We start from the raw sequence: 23192 nt of genomic DNA, 5'->3' as shown, positions 1-23192 counted from the left end.
CCACATATTCACAAGCCCTACTAGTACTTCTACGATTTTTATTAAATAAATATATATACATGTCATTAAGAAAAATTAGGAGGACCACTATGAAATTCACGATTCAAAAAGATCGTCTTGTTGAAAGTGTCCAAGATGTATTAAAGGCCGTATCCTCTAGAACAACGATTCCTATTTTGACAGGGATTAAAATTGTTGCATCTGATGAAGGGGTTTCTCTCACAGGGAGCGATTCTGATATCTCAATCGAATCTTTTATTCCTCAAAGAGATGGAGATTTAGAAGTCATTACAATTGATCGACCAGGAAGTATTGTGCTGCAAGCCCGCTTCTTTAGCGAAATCGTTAAGAAACTGCCTATGTCTACAGTCGAAATTGAGGTAGAACAAAATCATCTGACCATCATCCGCTCTGGTTCAGCAGAATTTAATTTAAACGGCTTAGATGCTGAAGAATATCCGCATCTGCCACAAATTGAAGAGCATCATGCTTTTCAAATTCCAACAGATTTGCTTAAAAACCTTATCCGTCAAACGGTTTTCGCAGTGTCCACCTCAGAAACACGACCTATCTTGACAGGTGTAAACTGGAAGGTTGAAAAAGGTGAATTAATATGCACAGCAACGGATAGCCATCGTCTTGCTTTAAGAAAAGCGAAGTTGGATATTAACGAGGAAAGCTCATACAATGTGGTCATTCCAGGAAAGAGTTTAACAGAGCTAAGTAAAATTCTTGATGATGGACAAGATCTTGTGAGCATCGTCATTACGGAGACACAGGTTCTCTTTAAAGCACAGAACGTGCTATTCTTCTCAAGATTGCTGGATGGTAATTACCCAGATACAGCTCGCCTCATTCCGCAAGAAAGTAAAACGGATGTAGTAGTGAATACGAAAGAATTCCTTCAAGCGATTGATCGCGCGTCACTTTTAGCAAGAGAAGGGCGTAACAACGTTGTGAAGCTTTCTGCTGATCCTGCGCAAAGCCTTGAAATCTCTTCTAATTCGCCTGAAATCGGTAAAGTAGTTGAAACGGTGCAAGCAGATGACATTAAAGGGGAGGATCTCAAAATCTCTTTCAGTCCGAAATATATGCTTGATGCTTTAAAAGTATTAGAGGGAACAGAGATTCATGTCAGTTTCACTGGCGCAATGAGACCATTCCTATTACGCACGCCAAATGATGATTCCATTTTGCAATTGATTCTTCCAGTTAGAACGTATTAATTTGGTCTAAAATGGCTGCTGTGTGAGCGCACAGCAGCTTTTTTCCTCGTTTCCTCAGCTTTCTTTCATCCCAGTTCGCTTTCCCCCTTTCCTTCTTGTCTTGTTTTTTAGTACAATTAGATATTAGTGATATTGAAAGAGGTCGATACAATGCCTAATCTGATAACGATTGAAACAGAAATGATTACATTAGGGCAGTTTTTGAAATTAGCGGAAGTCATTCAATCTGGTGGAATGGCGAAGTGGTTTTTAAGTGAACATGAGGTGTTCATCAATCAAGAGCCAGATAATAGACGGGGACGCAAATTATACCCAGGAGATGTTGTCGAGATAGAAGGTCACGGCACATTTCAAGTTGTGAATTAGAAACGGGTGACAATACATGTACATTCAAAGTCTGGCGTTAACTTCATACCGAAACTATGAACACACCGAGCTTCAATTCGACAATAAGGTGAATGTGATGATTGGTGAGAACGCCCAAGGTAAAACGAACCTGATGGAAGCGATCTATGTATTGTCGATGGCAAAGTCTCATCGTACGTCAAATGATAAAGAACTTATCCGATGGGACGAAGACTATGCTAAAATAGAAGGTAGAGTCATCAAAAAAAATGGTCCACTCCCCATGCAGCTCGTGATCTCAAAAAAAGGAAAAAAGGGCAAGGTCAATCACATTGAACAACAGAAACTCAGTCATTATGTTGGTGCCTTGAACACCATCATGTTTGCACCAGAGGATCTCAGCCTTGTGAAAGGTAGCCCGCAAATCCGCAGAAGATTCCTCGACATGGAGATTGGACAAGTGTCTGCTGTCTACTTGCATGATTTATCGCTCTATCAAAAAATCCTCACTCAGCGAAATCATTACTTGAAACAATTGCAAACAAGAAAGCAAACGGATCAAGCGATGCTGGAGATTTTAACAGAGCAGTTGATTGATGCGGCAGCGAAGGTTGTCAAAAGACGACTGACTTTTACGAAACAGCTCGAAAAATGGGCGCAGCCGCTGCATTTTGGGATTTCAAGAGAGCTGGAAACGCTCACGCTCCAATACCAGACGGCCATAGAGGTATCAGAAGCGTCAGACTTGTCCAAAATAAAAAATAGCTATGAAGAATCGTTTCAGAAACTAAGAGACAGAGAAATAGACCGAGGGGTGACGCTATGGGGGCCTCACAGAGATGATCTTCTTTTCTTTGTGAATGGTCGGGATGTTCAGACATATGGCTCTCAAGGGCAGCAAAGAACAACAGCTCTTTCACTAAAGCTGGCAGAAATTGATCTGATTCATGAAGAAATCGGTGAATACCCAATTCTTCTGCTCGATGATGTTTTATCTGAACTTGATGATTACAGACAGTCTCATTTGCTCCATACCATTCAGGGACGTGTACAGACCTTCGTCACCACTACGAGTGTTGAAGGCATCGATCACGCCACCTTGAAAGAAGCGGAAATTTTCAGAGTAGCCAGTGGAAAAGTAATTGACTGATAAATGAGGTGTGGGTCTTGTATATTCATTTAGGTGATGATTGTGTTGTTTCTACACGAGAGATTGTCGCAATTGTTGATTACAAAATGAGGTCATCTTCTGTTGTAGAGGAATTTCTTCAAAAACAAGAAGAACAAATCATTTCGTTGTCACAAGGGACACCCAAATCCATCGTCGTCACAACTAAATCTGTTTATTACTCTCCTCTTTCCTCAAGCACGCTCAAAAAACGTGCTTCATTTGTGATTGAAATTGAAGTCTAAAAGCTCAATTCATATAAATATATCGTTTAAGAAAAGTGTAGGTGAATGTACGTGGCAATGGAACAGCAACATAATAGTTATGATGAAAATCAGATACAGGTGCTCGAAGGACTAGAAGCGGTTAGAAAACGTCCAGGAATGTACATTGGGTCAACCAGTGCAAAAGGACTTCACCATCTTGTATGGGAAATTGTCGACAACAGTATTGATGAGGCTTTAGCTGGTTATTGTACAGACATTACAGTGCAAATTGAAAAAGATAATAGCATCACAGTGAAAGATAACGGCCGCGGAATTCCTGTTGGGATTCATGAGAAAATGGGACGTCCTGCTGTAGAAGTGATTATGACGGTTCTTCACGCTGGTGGTAAATTTGACGGCAGCGGTTATAAAGTATCTGGCGGTTTGCATGGTGTAGGGGCATCTGTTGTTAATGCGTTATCTACGACCTTAGACGTGACCGTATACCGTGATGGGAAAATTCATTATCAACAATTCAAACGCGGTGTTCCAGTTGGAGATTTAGAGATCATTGGTGAAACAGATGTAACAGGGACAACCACTCATTTTGTGCCAGATCCAGAAATTTTCACTGAAACCATTGAATTTGATTACGACACACTTGCTAACCGTGTACGTGAGTTAGCTTTCTTAACAAAAGGCGTCAACATCATCATTGAAGACTTACGTGAAGGCAAAGAGCGAAGAAACGAATACTGCTATGAAGGCGGTATTAAGAGCTATGTAGAACATTTGAATCGCTCGAAGGAAGTCGTTCATGAAGAACCAGTTTACATCGAGGGTGAAAAAGACGGAATCACCGTTGAAGTTGCACTGCAATACAACGATTCCTATACAAGCAATATTTATTCTTTCGCCAACAACATCAACACATATGAAGGCGGAACACATGAAGCAGGCTTTAAAACAGGTCTGACGCGTGTGATCAATGATTATGCTCGTAAAAATGGCGTATTCAAAGATGGTGACTCGAATTTGAGCGGTGAAGATGTACGAGAAGGCTTAACAGCCATTATCTCTATCAAACATCCAGACCCTCAATTCGAAGGACAAACGAAGACAAAGCTCGGTAACTCAGAAGCAAGAACCATTACCGACTCCCTCTTCTCCGAAGCACTTGAGAAATTCCTCCTAGAGAACCCTGATGCTGCAAAGAAAATTGTGGAGAAAGGTGTGATGGCAGCTCGTGCAAGAATGGCTGCCAAAAAGGCACGTGAGCTGACAAGACGTAAAAGTGCACTGGAAGTCTCTAGCTTGCCTGGGAAACTGGCAGACTGTTCTTCTAAAGATCCTTCCATCTCTGAGCTTTATATCGTAGAGGGAGATTCTGCGGGCGGATCTGCTAAGCAAGGTCGTGATCGACATTTCCAAGCGATCTTACCGTTAAGAGGGAAGATCCTAAACGTTGAAAAAGCACGACTAGATAAAATTTTATCTAACAACGAGGTTCGTTCAATGATTACAGCGCTAGGGACTGGAATCGGAGAAGACTTCACTTTAGAGAAAGCACGTTATCACAAAATTGTGATCATGACTGATGCTGATGTTGATGGAGCGCATATTCGGACGCTACTCCTAACATTCTTCTATCGCTACATGCGTGAAATCATTGAAAACGGTTATGTGTATATTGCACAGCCGCCTTTATATAAAGTGCAGCAAGGAAAGCGTGTTGAATACGTGTATAACGATAAACAGCTAGATGAACTGTTAAAAACACTGCCTCAAACACCGAAACCTGGACTTCAGCGTTATAAAGGTCTTGGAGAGATGAATGCTACTCAGCTTTGGGAAACAACAATGGATCCTGATGCGAGAACACTTCTTCAAGTGACACTTGAGGATGCAATCGATGCTGATGAGACTTTTGAAATGCTAATGGGAGATAAAGTAGAGCCGAGACGTAACTTTATCGAAGAAAATGCACAATACGTAAAAAATCTTGATATTTAGATAGGTATCCCCCCTTGAGAGCAACCTTATTTCTTGTTTGGAATAAGGTTGTTTTTCAAGAAACAGGGGCGTGAAACGAATGTCCTGGTTTTCTACGTTTCGTTGATTTTCTAGTAAATAAATGTGTATAAAGGCAAGATTATTGATATAATGGAGAATAGTCTTGTGAAGATAAATACATATTTTACTCCCACATAATTTATTTCATGTGATACGTAAAGGGAGGTTCTTATAGTGAGTGAACAACATACACCAAATGTACGCGAAGTGAATATTAGCCATGAAATGCGTACGTCCTTTTTAGATTATGCAATGAGTGTTATTGTTTCGCGTGCATTACCAGATGTGCGAGACGGATTGAAGCCCGTGCATCGAAGAATTTTGTATGCGATGAATGACCTAGGTATGACAAGTGATAAACCATTTAAGAAATCTGCACGTATCGTTGGGGAAGTTATCGGTAAGTACCACCCTCACGGTGATAGCGCTGTATATGAAGCGATGGTTCGGATGGCGCAAGATTTCAACTATCGTAATATGCTGGTTGAAGGGCACGGGAACTTTGGGTCTGTCGATGGAGACGGTGCAGCAGCCATGCGTTATACCGAGGCACGTCTTTCTAAAATTTCGATGGAGATCCTGCGTGATATCACAAAGGACACCATTGATTATCAAGATAACTACGATGGCAGTGAAAGAGAGCCAGTCGTTATGCCTGCTAGGTTCCCGAACTTATTAGTGAACGGGGCAACTGGAATCGCTGTAGGGATGGCAACGAATATCCCGCCTCACCAACTAGGTGAAGTGATTGATGGGGTATTGGCAATTAGTCAAAATCCTGAAATGACGACACAGGAACTAATGGACATCATTCCAGGTCCAGACTTCCCAACTGCGGGACAAATCATTGGCCGAAGCGGTATTCGTAAAGCGTATGAAACAGGACGCGGCTCTATTACATTACGTGCAAAGTCAAATATCGAAGAAACATCTAGTGGTAAGCAGCGCATTATCATTAACGAGATTCCTTACCAGGTTAATAAAGCTCGTTTGATCGAAAAAATCGCTGACCTTGTCCGTGATAAAAAGATTGATGGCATTACAGATCTTCGTGATGAATCTGACCGTAATGGAATGAGAATTGTCATTGAACTGCGAAGAGACGCAAACGTCCATGTTCTATTAAACAATCTTTATAAACAAACGACACTTCAAACGTCCTTCGGTATTAACTTGCTTGCACTTGTTGATGGACAGCCGAAAGTGTTGTCTCTCAAACAATGTCTTGAATATTACCTTGAGCATCAGAAAGTGATCATTCGTCGAAGAACGGCGTATGAATTGCGTAAAGCGGAAGCAAGAGCTCATATTTTAGAAGGCTTAAGAATTGCGCTTGATCACTTAGATGAGGTCATTGCCTTAATTAGAGGCTCTCAAACTGCTGAAATTGCAAGAAATGGTTTGATGGAAAACTATAGCTTGTCTGAAAAACAAGCACAGGCCATTCTCGATATGCGACTCCAGCGTTTGACTGGTTTAGAAAGAGAGAAAATAGAAGATGAATACAAAGGGCTTGTTGAATTGATTGCTGAATTGAAAGCCATTCTAGCAGACAATGAGAAAGTTCTAGAAATCATTAGAGAAGAATTAACAGAAATCAAAGAACGCTTCAATGATACGCGCCGCACAGAAATTGTGACAGCGGGTATAGAAACAATCGAAGACGAAGATTTGATTCCTGTTGAAAATATTGTGATCACACTGACTCATAATGGTTATATTAAGCGCCTGCCTGCATCAACATACCGCAGTCAAAAAAGAGGCGGTAAAGGTGTACAAGGAATGGGAACCAACGAAGATGATTTCGTTGAACAGCTGATCTCAACATCTACGCACGATACGATTCTCTTCTTCTCTAATAAAGGGAAGGTCTATCGAGCGAAGGGCTATGAGATCCCTGAATTCGGACGAACAGCGAAAGGGATTCCGATTATTAACCTTCTTGAAGTAGAAAAGGGAGAGTGGATAAACGCCATTATTCCAGTCAGCGAATTTGATGAAGATTCGTATCTCTTCTTTACAACAAGACACGGTGTATCGAAACGAACGTCATTGTCTCAATTTGCAAACATCCGTAACAACGGTTTGATTGCACTCAGCCTGCGTGATGAAGATGAATTGATGGCTGTTCGTTTAACCAATGGTGAAAAACAAATCATCATCGGAACGAAAAAAGGAATGCTCATTCGTTTCGACGAGACAGATGTTCGTGAAATGGGACGTACAGCAGCTGGAGTTAAAGGGATCACACTTTCTGAGGATGACATCGTCGTTGGAATGGAAATCCTTGAGCCAGATGCAAATGTATTGATCGTAACTGAAAAAGGTTATGGTAAATTAACGCCTGAAAAAGAATATCGTGTCCAAAGCCGTGGTGGTAAAGGTCTGAAAACGTGCAAGATCACTGACAACAACGGTCCGCTTGTTGCAGTGAAGGCGACTAACGCTGAAGCTGAAGAAGACTTGATGATTATTACAGGTAGTGGTGTCATCATCCGTATGGCTGTTTCAGATATCTCCACAACAGGCCGAGTCACTCAAGGTGTCCGTCTGATCCGTCTAGGTGATGATGAACATGTCGCTACAGTGGCATTAGTAGAACAATCACCAGAAGACGATGAAGAGAATAGTGAAGAAAACGTAGAAAATGTAGAGTCAGATCAAGAGCAATCTGAGTAAAGATAAAGCCGGTTTTTCACCGGCTTTATTTTTTTTTGAAAAAACATGATTTTTTTTGAAGTTTATAATGCTTTTTTCATAGATATGTGTTAATCTTTCAAAGGAGCAAAAAGAGGCTCTATTTTTTATCTCTTTCATAACAAAAACTTCTTAAAAAAATAAAATGTTTTTCAAGAAAAATGTTGACTATTGATAGAAATATATGATATATTTAAGTGGTCGCTTTGAGAGAGTGACAAACAAGTTCTTTGAAAACTAAATAAGACAAAACGTACCTGTTAATTCGAGTTTTTATAAAAAATCCTATGATACATCATAGGTAGTCAGTCAAACGCTGACGAAAAACAAAACTTCGGTTTTGTACTTTTTCGGAGAGTTTGATCCTGGCTCAGGACGAACGCTGGCGGCGTGCCTAATACATGCAAGTCGAGCGGACAGAAGGGAGCTTGCTCCCGGATGTTAGCGGCGGACGGGTGAGTAACACGTGGGTAACCTGCCTGTAAGACTGGGATAACTCCGGGAAACCGGAGCTAATACCGGATAGTTCCTTGAACCGCATGGTTCAAGGATGAAAGACGGTTTCGGCTGTCACTTACAGATGGACCCGCGGCGCATTAGCTAGTTGGTGAGGTAACGGCTCACCAAGGCGACGATGCGTAGCCGACCTGAGAGGGTGATCGGCCACACTGGGACTGAGACACGGCCCAGACTCCTACGGGAGGCAGCAGTAGGGAATCTTCCGCAATGGACGAAAGTCTGACGGAGCAACGCCGCGTGAGTGATGAAGGTTTTCGGATCGTAAAGCTCTGTTGTTAGGGAAGAACAAGTGCAAGAGTAACTGCTTGCACCTTGACGGTACCTAACCAGAAAGCCACGGCTAACTACGTGCCAGCAGCCGCGGTAATACGTAGGTGGCAAGCGTTGTCCGGAATTATTGGGCGTAAAGGGCTCGCAGGCGGTTTCTTAAGTCTGATGTGAAAGCCCCCGGCTCAACCGGGGAGGGTCATTGGAAACTGGGAAACTTGAGTGCAGAAGAGGAGAGTGGAATTCCACGTGTAGCGGTGAAATGCGTAGAGATGTGGAGGAACACCAGTGGCGAAGGCGACTCTCTGGTCTGTAACTGACGCTGAGGAGCGAAAGCGTGGGGAGCGAACAGGATTAGATACCCTGGTAGTCCACGCCGTAAACGATGAGTGCTAAGTGTTAGGGGGTTTCCGCCCCTTAGTGCTGCAGCTAACGCATTAAGCACTCCGCCTGGGGAGTACGGTCGCAAGACTGAAACTCAAAGGAATTGACGGGGGCCCGCACAAGCGGTGGAGCATGTGGTTTAATTCGAAGCAACGCGAAGAACCTTACCAGGTCTTGACATCCTCTGACAACCCTAGAGATAGGGCTTTCCCTTCGGGGACAGAGTGACAGGTGGTGCATGGTTGTCGTCAGCTCGTGTCGTGAGATGTTGGGTTAAGTCCCGCAACGAGCGCAACCCTTGATCTTAGTTGCCAGCATTCAGTTGGGCACTCTAAGGTGACTGCCGGTGACAAACCGGAGGAAGGTGGGGATGACGTCAAATCATCATGCCCCTTATGACCTGGGCTACACACGTGCTACAATGGACAGAACAAAGGGCTGCGAGACCGCAAGGTTTAGCCAATCCCACAAATCTGTTCTCAGTTCGGATCGCAGTCTGCAACTCGACTGCGTGAAGCTGGAATCGCTAGTAATCGCGGATCAGCATGCCGCGGTGAATACGTTCCCGGGCCTTGTACACACCGCCCGTCACACCACGAGAGTTTGCAACACCCGAAGTCGGTGAGGTAACCTTTATGGAGCCAGCCGCCGAAGGTGGGGCAGATGATTGGGGTGAAGTCGTAACAAGGTAGCCGTATCGGAAGGTGCGGCTGGATCACCTCCTTTCTAAGGATATATGGAGCAGCGTACGTTTTTCGTCTTGTTTAGTTTTGAAGGAACTTGCAAAAGATCCTACAACATCATATCTTCGATATGAAAGATGGGCCTGTAGCTCAGCTGGTTAGAGCGCACGCCTGATAAGCGTGAGGTCGGTGGTTCGAGTCCACTCAGGCCCACCATCTTCTATTAAATCGGGGCCTTAGCTCAGCTGGGAGAGCGCCTGCCTTGCACGCAGGAGGTCAGCGGTTCGATCCCGCTAGGCTCCACCAACGTGTTCTTTGAAAACTAGATAACAATAAGTAATACATTCACATTGAATGCAATGCAAAGTTCATCACACATAGTGATTCTTTCTAAAGTAAGAAATGGTTAAGTTAGAAAGGGCGCACGGTGGATGCCTTGGCACTAGGAGCCGATGAAGGACGGGACGAACACCGATATGCTTCGGGGAGCTGTAAGCAAGCTTTGATCCGGAGATTTCCGAATGGGGAAACCCACTGCTCGTAATGGAGTAGTATCCATACTTGAATACATAGAGTATGAGAAGGCATACCCGGGGAACTGAAACATCTAAGTACCCGGAGGAAGAGAAAGCAAATGCGATTCCCTGAGTAGCGGCGAGCGAAACGGGAACAGCCCAAACCAAGAGGCTTGCCTCTTGGGGTTGTAGGACACTCTATACGGAGTTACAAAGGAACGATATAAGCGAAGAGGTCTGGAAAGGCCCGCCAAAGAAGGTAACAGCCCTGTAACTGAAATGTTGTTCTCTCCAGAGTGGATCCTGAGTACGGCGGAACACGTGAAATTCCGTCGGAATCCGGGAGGACCATCTCCCAAGGCTAAATACTCCCTAGTGACCGATAGTGAACCAGTACCGTGAGGGAAAGGTGAAAAGCACCCCGGAAGGGGAGTGAAATAGATCCTGAAACCGTGTGCCTACAAGTAGTCAGAGCCCGTTAACGGGTGATGGCGTGCCTTTTGTAGAATGAACCGGCGAGTTACGATCCCGTGCAAGGTTAAGCAGAAGATGCGGAGCCGCAGCGAAAGCGAGTCTGAATAGGGCGCATGAGTACGTGGTCGTAGACCCGAAACCAGGTGATCTACCCATGTCCAGGGTGAAGTTCAGGTAACACTGAATGGAGGCCCGAACCCACGCACGTTGAAAAGTGCGGGGATGAGGTGTGGGTAGGGGTGAAATGCCAATCGAACCTGGAGATAGCTGGTTCTCTCCGAAATAGCTTTAGGGCTAGCCTCAAGGTAAGAGTCTCGGAGGTAGAGCACTGATTGGACTAGGGGCCCCTACCGGGTTACCGAATTCAGTCAAACTCCGAATGCCGATGACTTATCCTTGGGAGTCAGACTGCGAGTGATAAGATCCGTAGTCGAAAGGGAAACAGCCCAGACCGCCAGCTAAGGTCCCAAAGTATACGTTAAGTGGAAAAGGATGTGGAGTTGCTTAGACAACCAGGATGTTGGCTTAGAAGCAGCCACCATTTAAAGAGTGCGTAATAGCTCACTGGTCGAGTGACTCTGCGCCGAAAATGTACCGGGGCTAAACGTATCACCGAAGCTGCGGACTGTTCTTACGAACAGTGGTAGGAGAGCGTTCTAAGTGCAGTGAAGTCAGACCGGAAGGACTGGTGGAGCGCTTAGAAGTGAGAATGCCGGTATGAGTAGCGAAAGACGGGTGAGAATCCCGTCCACCGAATGCCTAAGGTTTCCTGAGGAAGGCTCGTCCGCTCAGGGTTAGTCGGGACCTAAGCCGAGGCCGAAAGGCGTAGGCGATGGACAACAGGTTGATATTCCTGTACCACCTCCTCACCATTTGAGCAATGGGGGGACGCAGGAGGATAGGGTAAGCGCGGTATTGGATATCCGCGTCCAAGCAGTTAGGCTGGGAAATAGGCAAATCCGTTTCCCGTGAAGGCTGAGCTGTGATGGCGAGCGAAATTTAGTAGCGAAGTTCCTGATTCCACACTGCCAAGAAAAGCCTCTAGCGAGGTGAGAGGTGCCCGTACCGCAAACCGACACAGGTAGGCGAGGAGAGAATCCTAAGGTGATCGAGAGAACTCTCGTTAAGGAACTCGGCAAAATGACCCCGTAACTTCGGGAGAAGGGGTGCTTCTTAGGGTGTTAAAGCCCCGAGAAGCCGCAGTGAATAGGCCCAGGCGACTGTTTAGCAAAAACACAGGTCTCTGCGAAGCCGTAAGGCGAAGTATAGGGGCTGACGCCTGCCCGGTGCTGGAAGGTTAAGAGGAGCGCTTAGCGTAAGCGAAGGTGCGAATTGAAGCCCCAGTAAACGGCGGCCGTAACTATAACGGTCCTAAGGTAGCGAAATTCCTTGTCGGGTAAGTTCCGACCCGCACGAAAGGCGCAACGATCTGGGCACTGTCTCAACGAGAGACTCGGTGAAATTATAGTACCTGTGAAGATGCAGGTTACCCGCGACAGGACGGAAAGACCCCGTGGAGCTTTACTGCAGCCTGATATTGAATGTTGGTACAGCTTGTACAGGATAGGTAGGAGCCTTGGAAACCGGAGCGCTAGCTTCGGTGGAGGCATCGGTGGGATACTACCCTGGCTGTATTGACCTTCTAACCCGCTGCCCTTATCGGGCAGGGAGACAGTGTCAGGTGGGCAGTTTGACTGGGGCGGTCGCCTCCTAAAATGTAACGGAGGCGCCCAAAGGTTCCCTCAGAATGGTTGGAAATCATTCGCAGAGTGTAAAGGCACAAGGGAGCTTGACTGCGAGACCTACAAGTCGAGCAGGGACGAAAGTCGGGCTTAGTGATCCGGTGGTTCCGCATGGAAGGGCCATCGCTCAACGGATAAAAGCTACCCCGGGGATAACAGGCTTATCTCCCCCAAGAGTCCACATCGACGGGGAGGTTTGGCACCTCGATGTCGGCTCATCGCATCCTGGGGCTGTAGTCGGTCCCAAGGGTTGGGCTGTTCGCCCATTAAAGCGGTACGCGAGCTGGGTTCAGAACGTCGTGAGACAGTTCGGTCCCTATCCGTCGCGGGCGCAGGAAATTTGAGAGGAGCTGTCCTTAGTACGAGAGGACCGGGATGGACGCACCGCTGGTGTACCAGTTGTTCTGCCAAGGGCATCGCTGGGTAGCTATGTGCGGACGGGATAAGTGCTGAAAGCATCTAAGCATGAAGCCCCCCTCAAGATGAGATTTCCCATTCCGCAAGGAAGTAAGATCCCTGAAAGATGATCAGGTTGATAGGTCTGAGGTGGAAGCGTGGTGACACGTGGAGCTGACAGATACTAATAGATCGAGGACTTAACCTATATTCTAATGTGAAAAATGAACATTGTTATCTAGTTTTGAGAGAACATTCTCTCCATCAGGTTTGGTGGCGATAGCGAAGAGGTCACACCCGTTCCCATACCGAACACGGAAGTTAAGCTCTTCAGCGCCGATGGTAGTTGGGGGTTTCCCCCTGTGAGAGTAGGACGCCGCCAAGCTTTTCAAAGGATCAGTTCCAATCGGAACTGGTCTTTTTTGTGTTTTCTTCTAGCAGCATCATGATATAAGCCGGAAACTTGTCCTCGGCAATCTCCATATAACGTTCAATCATGACATAATCATCACTAATGTATTGAGATAAAAGCTCGTACCACCATTCTGTTTCGTAGCGGGCAATCATACTGAGATTATACATTAACAAGTAATGGCTGATGATCTCAGGAATCCCTAAAAAGGCATCTCGCGTTGATGGAATGAACCATTGATTCATTTCTAAATCATAATGAAGATGAGTAGCAAGAGCAGGGTTTTCTTCTGAAAATACATCAAATGTTAGTTTTTTAGCTTCTCGTTGCTTAAGCTTCCAAGTTGTATGGAACTCAAAATATTCAATAAAACGTTCGGCAGACATATTATAGAGCAAGGGAATATGATCTTGAATCAATATGCCATTTGCTTGCTCTACTTTCACTAAAGTCGCGGGCTGTTTTTGAAACTCAAGAATATGACCCATTTCAGGTATTTTTGAAAGGAGATTGATCATCGTAAATCGTTCATCTTCAAGACCATTTAAATGAAATAAGTGCTTTAATACATGCATACATAATCCGTTTCGCTGAATCTTGACTTCATCCTCACTAAAACGATAATGTTGCTTCTTTCTTTTTCTTGAGGTGACACCATGAGCTAAGACAGAGGTTTGAGAAGGATAGTCGGGATCCACTGTCAGCAAACATGCCTTTAACAGCTGTGCCATTCCATAAAACAATAAAATCGGTTTTAGTTCAAGCGGAGCTGATGCGGCTTGGTCATAAAATGTATGACCGTGCTTTAAAAAGTAAATAAATCGTTCACAGTTTTTATAGGCTTGCTGGTTTGCCTCCTGAATGTTCCGTTTCTCGTACTGTTGAAATAGAAACTTTTGGGAAGTTTCAAGTGAGTAAAAACGTTTTAAATCCTTCCATCCTGAACTTTTCATCTTCTTCCTCAACTCTCTTTATATTTTCTAAAAATTGCAACTGTTTGTTGCTTCCTTGACATGCTGTTTCCTAGTTGATAATCTACATATAATATTTTGCCGAAAAGAGGGGGATTTACTAATGTGGGAAAGTAAATTTTCAAAAGAAGGTTTGACGTTTGACGATGTGTTGCTTGTTCCAGCAAAGTCTGAGGTGCTTCCGCGTGATGTCAATTTATCAGTTGAGTTAACAAGCACTTTAAAGCTGAACATTCCAATTATTAGTGCAGGAATGGATACTGTGACGGAATCGCAAATGGCGATTGCAATGGCACGTCAAGGTGGTCTTGGAATCATCCATAAGAACATGTCTATCGAGCAGCAAGCTGAACAAGTGGACAAAGTAAAACGTTCAGAGCGTGGTGTTATTACAAATCCATTTTTCTTAACACCGGATCATCAAGTATTCGATGCAGAACATTTAATGGGTAAATATCGTATTTCTGGTGTACCGATTGTTAATAACGAACAAGATCAAAAGCTTGTTGGGATTATTACGAACCGTGACCTTCGTTTTATTTCGGATTATTCAATGAAGATTAGCGACGTGATGACAAAAGAGGAACTTGTGACAGCTTCTGTTGGAACAACATTAGAAGAAGCTGAAAAAATCCTTCAGCAATATAAAATTGAAAAATTACCTCTTTTAGATGACGAAGGAACATTAAAAGGTCTCATCACCATCAAAGATATTGAAAAAGTGATTGAATTCCCTAACTCCTCTAAAGATGCACATGGCCGTTTAATTGTTGGTGCCGCTGTAGGTGTCACTGGCGATACAATGACTCGTGTGAAAAAATTAGTAGAAGCCAATGTTGATGTGATCGTCATTGATACAGCACACGGTCATTCTCAAGGTGTTCTAGACACTGTATCGAAAATCCGTGAAACGTATCCTTCTCTTAACATCATTGCTGGTAACGTTGCAACAGCTGAAGCAACAAAAGCATTGTTTGAAGCTGGAGCAGATATTGTAAAAGTGGGTATTGGACCAGGATCGATTTGTACAACACGTGTTGTTGCAGGGGTCGGTGTACCACAAATCACAGCGATTTATGACTGTGCAACAGAAGCAAGAAAGCATGGTAAATCTATTATTGCAGATGGTGGAATTAAATATTCAGGTGATATCGTGAAAGCATTAGCTTCTGGTGGACATGCTGTTATGCTGGGAAGCCTTCTTGCTGGTACATCTGAAAGCCCAGGAGAAACAGAAATTTTCCAAGGCAGACGTTTCAAAGTATATCGTGGTATGGGTTCTGTTGCTGCAATGGAAAAAGGAAGTAAAGATCGTTACTTCCAAGAAGATAATAAAAAATTCGTTCCAGAAGGTATCGAAGGACGTACACCGTATAAAGGACCAGTTGTTGACACTGTTTACCAACTTGTTGGCGGTATTCGCTCTGGTATGGGCTACTGTGGAACACAGGACTTACGTACTCTTAGAGAAGAAGCACAATTCATTCGCATGACAGGTGCAGGTCTTCGTGAGAGCCATCCACATGATGTACAAATTACAAAAGAATCACCAAACTACACAATTTCTTGATAAATTGTGACAATCAAATTACATTTGACAGGGTCTATGACTCTGTCTATTTTTTTTGTCTTTATTGTGATAAAATTTATACTGTTGTGTCGAAATAAGCCCTTGTGGATTAAATATATATGAAAAACGTCGAAAAAAGATGAATACGGAGGTATGACGATTGAACAGCAAGATGTTGAAACAGCTTATGGTCTCTATCCTTGCGTTGGCATTGATTGTTACTGCATTTACCCCAATGTCCAAAGCAAAAGCGGCTGAAGATCCATTCAATGTGAATGCGAAAGCAGCCATCCTTATTGAAGCTTCTACAGGTAAAATTCTTTATAGTAAAAACGCAGAACAAAGACTGCCTATTGCAAGTATGGCAAAGATGATGACAGAGTATCTATTACTAGAAGCGATTGCTGAAGGCAAAGTGAAATGGGATCAAACATATACGCCAGATGATTACGTGTACGAAATTTCTCAGGACCGCAGTTTATCCAATGTTCCATTGAGAAAAGATGGTTCGTATACTGTCAAAGAACTTTATCAAGCAACGGCTATTTATTCAGCAAATGCAGCAGCAATTGGTCTAGCAGAGGTAATCGCTGGATCAGAATCAAAGTTTGTTGAAAAAATGAATGCAAAAGCAAAAGAACTTGGTTTAACCAATTACAAATTCGTGAATGCAACTGGATTAGAAAATAAAGACTTACATGGCAAACAGCCAAAAGGTACGGGACCTGATGAAGAAAGCGAAGTTTCCGCAAAGGATATGGCTTTGCTTGCACAGCATCTCATCAAAGATCATCCAGAAATTCTTGAAACAGCAAGCATCGCGAAAACAAAGTTCAGAGAAGGCACAGATGACGAAATGGACATGCCAAACTGGAACTTTATGCTTAAAGGACTTGTGAAAGAATATGAAGGCGTAGACGGTCTGAAAACGGGCTCTACTGATTCAGCTGGTTCTAGCTTCACAGGTACAGCAAAACGTGGTGACATGCGTGTGATCGCAGTTGTCCTGAATGCTAAAGGAAATCTTCATACAGCTCGTTTTGATGTGGCGAAAAAATTGTTCGATTATGCCTTTAAAAACTTCACGATGAAAGAAATGTACAAAAAAGGCCAACAAATCAAGGGACATGAAAACATCGAAGTCGATAAAGGGAAAGATAAAGAAGTACCCGTCGTGACGAAAGAAGCTTTCTCTGTACCGGTTAAAAATGGTGACGAGAAGAGCTATAAAGCGAAAGTAAATATTGATAAAAAGAACCTAGAAGCTCCTATTAAAAAAGGAACAAAGGTTGGCATGCTGACGACTTCTTATTCTGGTGATGAGAAGGACTATGGCTATTTGAGTAAAGACCAATCAGGTGTTGAGCTTGTGACGAAAACAGGTGATGAAAAAGCAAACTGGTTCATCCTTGCAATGCGTGGTGTAGGTGGATTCTTCGCTGGCATTTGGGGCGGAATCGTCGACACAGTAAAAGGTTGGTTCTAATAAAAAACTGCTCTCTATATGTGAGAGCAGTTTTTTTATCGTTAAAAGAAAAGAGATTGTTTGTGGTTTTGAGGTGTAGACAAGGCCTGCTGAAAAATACCACATAACTTTTCCATACCTTCCGTCAGTGCCTTTTCATTCACATAAGAAAAGCTAAGACGTATATAATTCTGCTTCGGCTCCCCAGGATAGCAGACAGAGCCAGGCAGGAAGGTGATTTGCTGCTTCCGTGCCTCATGTAATAGGGCACGTGTATCGACCCAGGAAGGAAAGCTGAGCCACAAATTGAGCCCGCCCTGTGGGATTTGCCACGTGACGTCCTTTGGCGCATGCTTTGTCAACACATCCATCATCAAATCGCATCTCACCTTCAAGGCAGTTCTTAATTTTTTCGTATGATCGATCATTTTCTTGGAAGTGAGAAACGGTAAGATCGCCTTTTGGGTGAGAAGCGGACTCCCTAAATCATTATTGGCTTTTGCAGCTAATAAACGGTTAAATATAGAGCCTGACGCTGTAATAATTCCAATTCTGCATCCTGGAGCCAGTGTCTTGCTTAATCCTCGTAAATAAATGACGTGTCCATCGTGATCTAGGCTTTTAATGGGTGCCGGCGGCTTCTTTTCAAAATAAAGCTCACGATAAGGATCATCCTCTACAATGAGACAATCAATGCTTTGTGCCAGTAAAAGCAGCTGTTTTCTTCGTTTCATCGACATACTAGCACCTGTAGGACTGTGAAAAGTAGGAATGGTATAGATGAGCTTTGGTTTATATTTATCACAAATGCTTTGAAGCTGTTTCATGTTCATTCCTTCATGATCGACAGGAACCGTAATAATTCGTGCCCCCCTCCCCATAAAGACATCAATTGCGCCTGGATAAGTGGGCGCCTCCATGACAACTACATCATCCGGCCCGATAAATGTACGTGCTACTAAATCAAGCCCTTGCTGAGAACCGCTTGTGACAAGGATATTTTCAGGAGTAGAAGGGACATCTAATTTTTCTAGAAATGATTGAATGACCTGACGAAGCTGAAGGTCACCTTGTATTTCTCCGTATTTTGACATGATTTGAGGATGCCGGGCTAGGACATGCTGCATTTCTTTTTCTAAATACCGGTTAGGTAAAAGACCAGGATCAATCATAGAGGAAGAAAGATTAATGGCTTCTTCGACATAGTGATACTGAGCAAATTGAGACCTCGGTAAATAATCTGGGATCGATAACTGCCAATCGAAAGAAGTAGATGATTGAACCGGGATGTCAGTTTGCTCATGCTGCTCATTCACAAACGTACCTTTCCCTTGTACAGTCGTTAAAAATCCGTCGTCCTTAAGCCGTGTATAGGCTTTTGCCGCTGTGACAAGACTTACATTTAGCTGTTTCGCTAGATCACGTACAGTCGGCAGCTTATCGCCTTGCTGAAGCAGACCTGATTGAATGTGATCAACGATGGAAAAATAAATCTGATTTGAAAGAGATGTATCTGAATGTCGATGGATATCAATATGCATGAAAATCCTCCAATGGGTGTGGAATTGTTATAGATGGTTTCGAATTGTTATAGATGCATTATAACATGTTAATAACACTTAAAAGAGGAAATGATGCCTTTTTAACTATGAAACCTTGATATATAAGGGTTTCTTCTTTTTTATGAGCTAATTGAATTGTTATACTATTCTCTTTATTGTTATACTCTGTCGCTTGTATGATAAAGGTGTTGAATCAATCGAATAGACAAATGGGAGGAAACAATTGTGAGCAATAAGGGAACTGAACGAGTAAAACGTGGAATGGCAGAAATGCAAAAAGGTGGCGTCATTATGGATGTCGTCAATGCTGAGCAGGCAAAAATCGCAGAAGAAGCAGGCGCAGTGGCAGTAATGGCACTAGAACGGGTACCAGCTGATATCCGTGCAGCAGGCGGTGTTGCCCGTATGGCAGATCCAAGAATCGTAGAAGAAGTACAAAATGCAGTAACGATTCCAGTCATGGCAAAAGCACGTATCGGCCACATCGTGGAAGCTCGTGTTCTTGAAGCACTTGGTGTTGATTATATTGATGAGAGTGAAGTGCTGACGCCCGCAGATGAGGAATTCCATTTAAATAAAAATGAATACACAGTACCTTTCGTATGTGGCTGCCGTGATCTAGGTGAAGCGACTCGTCGTATTGCAGAAGGCGCTTCTATGCTGCGGACAAAAGGTGAGCCTGGTACAGGAAATATTGTAGAAGCTGTTCGTCATATGAGAAAGGTCAATGCTCAAATTCGTAAAGTTGTTGCAATGAGCGAAGATGAATTGATGACAGAAGCCAAGAATCTAGGCGCACCTTATGAATTATTGGTTCAAATTAAAAAAGACGGCAAATTGCCGGTTGTAAACTTTGCTGCTGGAGGTGTTGCGACACCAGCAGATGCAGCATTAATGATGCAGCTTGGAGCAGATGGTGTATTTGTCGGCTCTGGTATCTTCAAATCAGACAATCCAGCTAAGTTTGCAAAAGCGATTGTAGAAGCAACGACTCATTTCACAGATTACCGTCTAATTGCAGAGCTTTCTAAAGAGCTTGGAACAGCGATGAAAGGAATTGAAATTTCAAATCTATTGCCAGAAGAGCGTATGCAAGAGCGTGGCTGGTAATTAAGGGAGCGCAAACGAACATGCTTACAATTGGTATACTAGGGCTTCAAGGAGCGGTGAGAGAGCATATTCAATCGATTGAAGCTTGTGGCGCAGCGGGAAAGATCATCAAGCGGGTAGAGGAGTTAGAAATTGTTGACGGTCTCATTATCCCTGGTGGTGAAAGTACGACGATGAGAAGACTCATGGATACGTACCAATTCATTGAACCGATTAAAGCGTTCGCTGCTCAAGGTAAACCGATATTTGGGACTTGTGCCGGTTTGATTATGCTGGCAAAGCATATAGAAGATCGAGAAGATGCTCATCTTGGACTGTTAAATGTATCTGTTGCACGTAATTCGTTTGGCAGACAGGTAGACAGCTTTGAAGCAGATGTAGAAGTGAAAGGACTGGATGCGCCGTTTACAGGAGTGTTCATCCGTGCGCCTCATATCATCAGCGCAGATGAGAGCGTAGAGGTCATGGCTGAGTATGACGGCAGGATTGTGATGGCGAAAGAAAACAATATCTTAGGTTGTTCTTTTCATCCAGAGCTGACAGACGACCATCGGTTAACACAGCTGTTTGTTGAGATGGTGGAGTCCTATAAAACGAAGCTTGCTGTATAAAACGGTTGAAAAGAGATAAAACTTATAGTACATTAAAATCACAATCAAAGATCGAAAAAGCGTTGACGGGAAATAGTAAGAAGCCCCTCTTTCTCAGAGAGCCGATGGTTGGTGAGAATCGGTGAAAGATGCATTCTGAATCCATCCTTGAGCGAAATGCTGAAACACGAAGTAAGCATTTACGGTGATGCCGTTACAGAGGAAAGAGGAAAGCATGCTTTTGGCGTGTTTTCAATCAGGGTGGCAACGCGAGAGCTCTCGTCCCTTTCATGGGATGAGGGCTCTTTTTATTTTTCGATAAAAAAGGAGTGTTACACATGCTGGATATTAAACAACTGCGCACGGATTTTGATCAAATCAAAGAAAAATTAGCCCATCGAGGCGAAGATTTAGCGGATTTTGATAAGTTTGGTGAGCTGGATCAAAAAAGAAGAGAATTAATCGGCAAAACGGAAGTATTAAAGAGCCGAAGAAATGAAGTATCACAGCAAGTGGCTGTTCTAAAAAGAGAAAAGAAAGACGCCGATCACATTATTCAAGAAATGCGTGAGGTAGGCGATGAGATTAAGAAGTTAGATGATGAATTAAGAACAGTAGAGGAAAGCCTGCAAACCATCCTATTCTCAATTCCAAACATCCCTCATGACTCTGTACCAGTCGGTGAAACAGAAGATGACAACATTGAAGTGAGAAAATGGGGCGAACAGCCAGCCTTCTCATTTGAACCAAAGCCGCATTGGGATGTAGCCGATGAGCTGAAAATTTTGGATTTTGAACGTGCAGGAAAAGTGACAGGAAGCCGTTTCGTTTTTTATAAAGGGCTAGGCGCACGGTTAGAGCGTGCACTTTATAACTTTATGCTGGATTTACACGTAGATGAATTTGGTTTTACTGAAGTACTACCACCTTATATGGTCAACAGAGCAAGCATGACAGGAACTGGACAGCTTCCAAAGTTTGAAGAGGATGCTTTTAAAATTCGAGAAGAAGATTATTTCCTCATTCCAACGGCTGAAGTGCCAATTACGAACATGCACCGTGACGAAATTCTTGAAGGAGAGCAGCTGCCAATCAATTATGCAGCATTTAGTGCTTGCTTTAGATCAGAAGCTGGTTCTGCTGGCAGAGATACGCGCGGACTCATCCGTCAGCACCAATTTAACAAAGTAGAGCTTGTGAAATTTGTCAGACCAGAAGATTCTTATGAAGAATTAGAAAAACTAACAAACCAAGCAGAAAAAGTTCTTCAATTATTGAACCTGCCATACCGTGTCATGAGCATGTGTACAGGAGATTTAGGCTTTACGGCTGCGAAGAAATACGATATCGAAGTATGGATTCCAAGCCAAAATACGTATCGTGAAATTTCTTCTTGCAGTAACTTTGAAGCGTTCCAAGCGAGACGAGCAAACATTCGTTTCCGCCCTGAGCCTAAAGCAAAGCCAGAACACGTCCACACATTAAATGGATCTGGTTTAGCAGTAGGAAGAACTGTTGCAGCCATTTTAGAAAACTATCAACAAGAGGATGGAACAGTGATCATTCCTGAGGTGTTACGTCCTTATATGGGAAATAAAGAAGTGATAAAATAAGATGCCGTCATGGCATCTTATTCTTTTTACCTAAACTTCTACAGCTTTTCTAAAATAAGCCGATAAAAGAACTAAAAGCATCTAGGAAAGAAGGAATAACCTTGAATAGGCTTGACTATTATGTTGAAATGGCTCAATTACTCAGAAAAGTTCTAGATGAAAGTGTTCTTTTCGGCATCACTGATACAGAAAAGGTACTTTGCTATTATCCATCGACCACAGTAGATTTTGGCATTAAAGTAGGGGACGCTTTAAACCCAGAGGACCAAAACGTGGCGACGACATTAAGAGGACAAGAATATGATGGGCATTTGCCAGAGTCTTTATATGGTTATGAAATTGCTGTAAAAGGTTATCCGATTTTTGATGAAGATAGAAAAGTGATTGGCTCTTTTTTAGTGGCTTTTTCACATCATCGTGAGAAGAAATTAAGCGGCTATATGGAACATATCAATAAAGTAGCGAAAGAGTTACAAGGTGGAATTGAGCAAATTGCTGCTCATTCTCAAGAACTGGCTGCGACAAGCTTAGAAATTAGCGAGCAGGCCGGAAGAGCAGAAGAGAAATCCGCAAACATTGAAGAAGTCGTCAAAACCATTGGCGGTATTGCGAGACAAACAAACCTGTTAGGACTCAATGCTGCAATTGAAGCGGCCAGAGCAGGTGAAAATGGAAAAGGCTTTGCTGTTGTTGCAGACGAGGTACGTAAGTTATCAGATGGATCAAAGGAAGCAGCTGAAACCATTAATGCATTTTTAAAAGAAATCCAAGACAGCATTGGCACTTTATCTGAAAATATCTCACAAATCAGCAGTTCAACAAACGAACAAGCTAAACAAGTGACAGACTTTACAAAGATTATTGAGTCATTAAATGATTTTAAAGAAGAGATGAATCTTTTTATAGAAGAAATTAGACAGGATACGTAATAGATGAAGAGCAGCCGATAATCGGCTGCTTTTTATAGGCTAAACATCATACCAAAATCAAATGTTGAATTTTTTTTCGAAAAGATGTTGACTTAAAATAAGATGATATGATATATTAATTCTTGTCGATACGGAGGAATACCCAAGTCCGGCTGAAGGGATCGGTCTTGAAAACCGACAGGGGTGTCAAAGCCCGCGGGGGTTCGAATCCCTCTTCCTCCGCCATATTGATTTTACCTTAGTTGAATTGAAACGCATAAAAATTGGAAATTGTC

13 protein-coding genes, 3 tRNA genes, 3 rRNA genes, 1 pseudogene and 1 other annotated feature are annotated in these 23192 nt (G+C 43.3%); of the genes and pseudogenes, 18 read left to right on the top strand and 2 right to left on the bottom strand.

All coding sequences use genetic code 11. The annotated features are described in order from the left end of the window. Positions 1-89 precede the first annotated feature (89 nt). The 11 genes from dnaN to rrf all read left to right on the top strand — a co-directional run bounded on the left by dnaN (position 90) and on the right by rrf (position 13080). Positions 90-1226: a DNA polymerase III subunit beta gene (gene dnaN / locus MHH23_RS01360; protein ID WP_008347596.1), complete on the top strand. Its 1137-nt coding sequence runs from the start codon at positions 90-92 to the stop codon at positions 1224-1226. A gap of 150 nt (positions 1227-1376) precedes the next feature. Beyond that, positions 1377-1592, top strand: a complete 216-nt coding sequence (yaaA, locus tag MHH23_RS01355) for a S4 domain-containing protein YaaA (protein ID WP_008347598.1) — start codon at positions 1377-1379, stop codon at positions 1590-1592. Between the two features lie 16 nt (positions 1593-1608). Then, positions 1609-2721: a DNA replication/repair protein RecF gene (gene recF / locus MHH23_RS01350; protein WP_007497487.1), complete on the top strand. Its 1113-nt coding sequence runs from the start codon at positions 1609-1611 to the stop codon at positions 2719-2721. A gap of 17 nt (positions 2722-2738) precedes the next feature. Continuing rightward, positions 2739-2984, top strand: coding sequence for an extracellular matrix regulator RemB (gene remB / locus MHH23_RS01345; RefSeq protein ID WP_024718423.1), 246 nt, complete (start codon positions 2739-2741; stop codon positions 2982-2984). A gap of 57 nt (positions 2985-3041) precedes the next feature. Then, positions 3042-4958, top strand: a complete 1917-nt coding sequence (gene gyrB / locus MHH23_RS01340; protein WP_024718422.1) for a DNA topoisomerase (ATP-hydrolyzing) subunit B — start codon at positions 3042-3044, stop codon at positions 4956-4958. 234 nt (positions 4959-5192) lie between these two features. Beyond that, on the top strand, positions 5193-7697 hold the full coding sequence (gyrA, locus tag MHH23_RS01335; protein ID WP_017359864.1) for a DNA gyrase subunit A: 2505 nt from the start codon (positions 5193-5195) through the stop codon (positions 7695-7697). A gap of 365 nt (positions 7698-8062) precedes the next feature. After that, positions 8063-9611, top strand: a 16S ribosomal RNA gene (locus MHH23_RS01330). A gap of 96 nt (positions 9612-9707) precedes the next feature. After that, positions 9708-9784, top strand: a tRNA-Ile gene (locus MHH23_RS01325). Positions 9785-9798: 14 nt separating this feature from the next. Further along, a tRNA-Ala gene (locus MHH23_RS01320) sits at positions 9799-9874 on the top strand. A 98-nt stretch (positions 9875-9972) separates the two neighbouring features. Continuing rightward, positions 9973-12903: ribosomal RNA gene (locus MHH23_RS01315) — 23S ribosomal RNA — on the top strand. Positions 12904-12964: 61 nt separating this feature from the next. Then, positions 12965-13080 (top strand): 5S ribosomal RNA (gene rrf / locus MHH23_RS01310). The 16S, 23S and 5S rRNA genes sit together here with 2 tRNA genes alongside, the layout of an rRNA operon. 11 nt (positions 13081-13091) lie before the next feature. On the opposite strand, the gene MHH23_RS01305 is transcribed toward rrf, so the two are convergent. Then, complete coding sequence (locus MHH23_RS01305; RefSeq protein ID WP_113767306.1) at positions 13092-14060, bottom strand: YaaC family protein; 969 nt, start codon at positions 14058-14060, stop codon at positions 13092-13094. Positions 14061-14181: 121 nt separating this feature from the next. On the opposite strand from MHH23_RS01305, the gene guaB reads away from it, so the two are divergent. After that, positions 14182-15648, top strand: coding sequence for an IMP dehydrogenase (guaB, locus tag MHH23_RS01300; RefSeq protein ID WP_008342039.1), 1467 nt, complete (start codon positions 14182-14184; stop codon positions 15646-15648). A 160-nt stretch (positions 15649-15808) separates the two neighbouring features. Continuing rightward, on the top strand, positions 15809-17134 hold the full coding sequence (locus MHH23_RS01295; RefSeq protein ID WP_008342036.1) for a D-alanyl-D-alanine carboxypeptidase family protein: 1326 nt from the start codon (positions 15809-15811) through the stop codon (positions 17132-17134). A gap of 41 nt (positions 17135-17175) precedes the next feature. Here MHH23_RS01295 and pdxR read toward each other — a convergent pair whose 3' ends face one another. Next, positions 17176-18654 (bottom strand): MocR-like pyridoxine biosynthesis transcription factor PdxR, encoded by a 1479-nt coding sequence (gene pdxR / locus MHH23_RS01290; protein WP_125591022.1) that lies wholly within the window; start codon positions 18652-18654, stop codon positions 17176-17178. Between the two features lie 246 nt (positions 18655-18900). Here pdxR and pdxS point away from each other — a divergent pair, with 246 nt between their 5' ends. The 5 genes and pseudogenes from pdxS (at position 18901) to MHH23_RS01265 (ending at position 23142) form a co-directional block, all read left to right on the top strand. Then, positions 18901-19785, top strand: a complete 885-nt coding sequence (gene pdxS / locus MHH23_RS01285) for a pyridoxal 5'-phosphate synthase lyase subunit PdxS (protein WP_039170343.1) — start codon at positions 18901-18903, stop codon at positions 19783-19785. Between the two features lie 20 nt (positions 19786-19805). Then, a complete protein-coding gene (gene pdxT / locus MHH23_RS01280) occupies positions 19806-20396 on the top strand; it encodes a pyridoxal 5'-phosphate synthase glutaminase subunit PdxT (RefSeq protein WP_251211377.1) in 591 nt (196 codons plus the stop codon). A gap of 53 nt (positions 20397-20449) precedes the next feature. After that, positions 20450-20665: a binding site (T-box leader), on the top strand. 48 nt (positions 20666-20713) lie between these two features. Further along, positions 20714-21988: a serine--tRNA ligase gene (serS, locus tag MHH23_RS01275; RefSeq protein WP_008342028.1), complete on the top strand. Its 1275-nt coding sequence runs from the start codon at positions 20714-20716 to the stop codon at positions 21986-21988. Between the two features lie 596 nt (positions 21989-22584). Next, a pseudogene (locus MHH23_RS20095) lies at positions 22585-22917 on the top strand (methyl-accepting chemotaxis protein); the annotation flags it as partial. 132 nt (positions 22918-23049) lie between these two features. Next, positions 23050-23142: transfer RNA gene (locus tag MHH23_RS01265), tRNA-Ser, on the top strand. Positions 23143-23192: the final 50 nt, after the last annotated feature.

It is taken from the genome of Bacillus sp. FSL K6-3458 (assembly GCF_038005045.1).
Lineage (GTDB): Bacteria > Bacillota > Bacilli > Bacillales > Bacillaceae > Bacillus > Bacillus altitudinis.
This window is presented reverse-complemented; position numbering and strand designations above follow the sequence as displayed.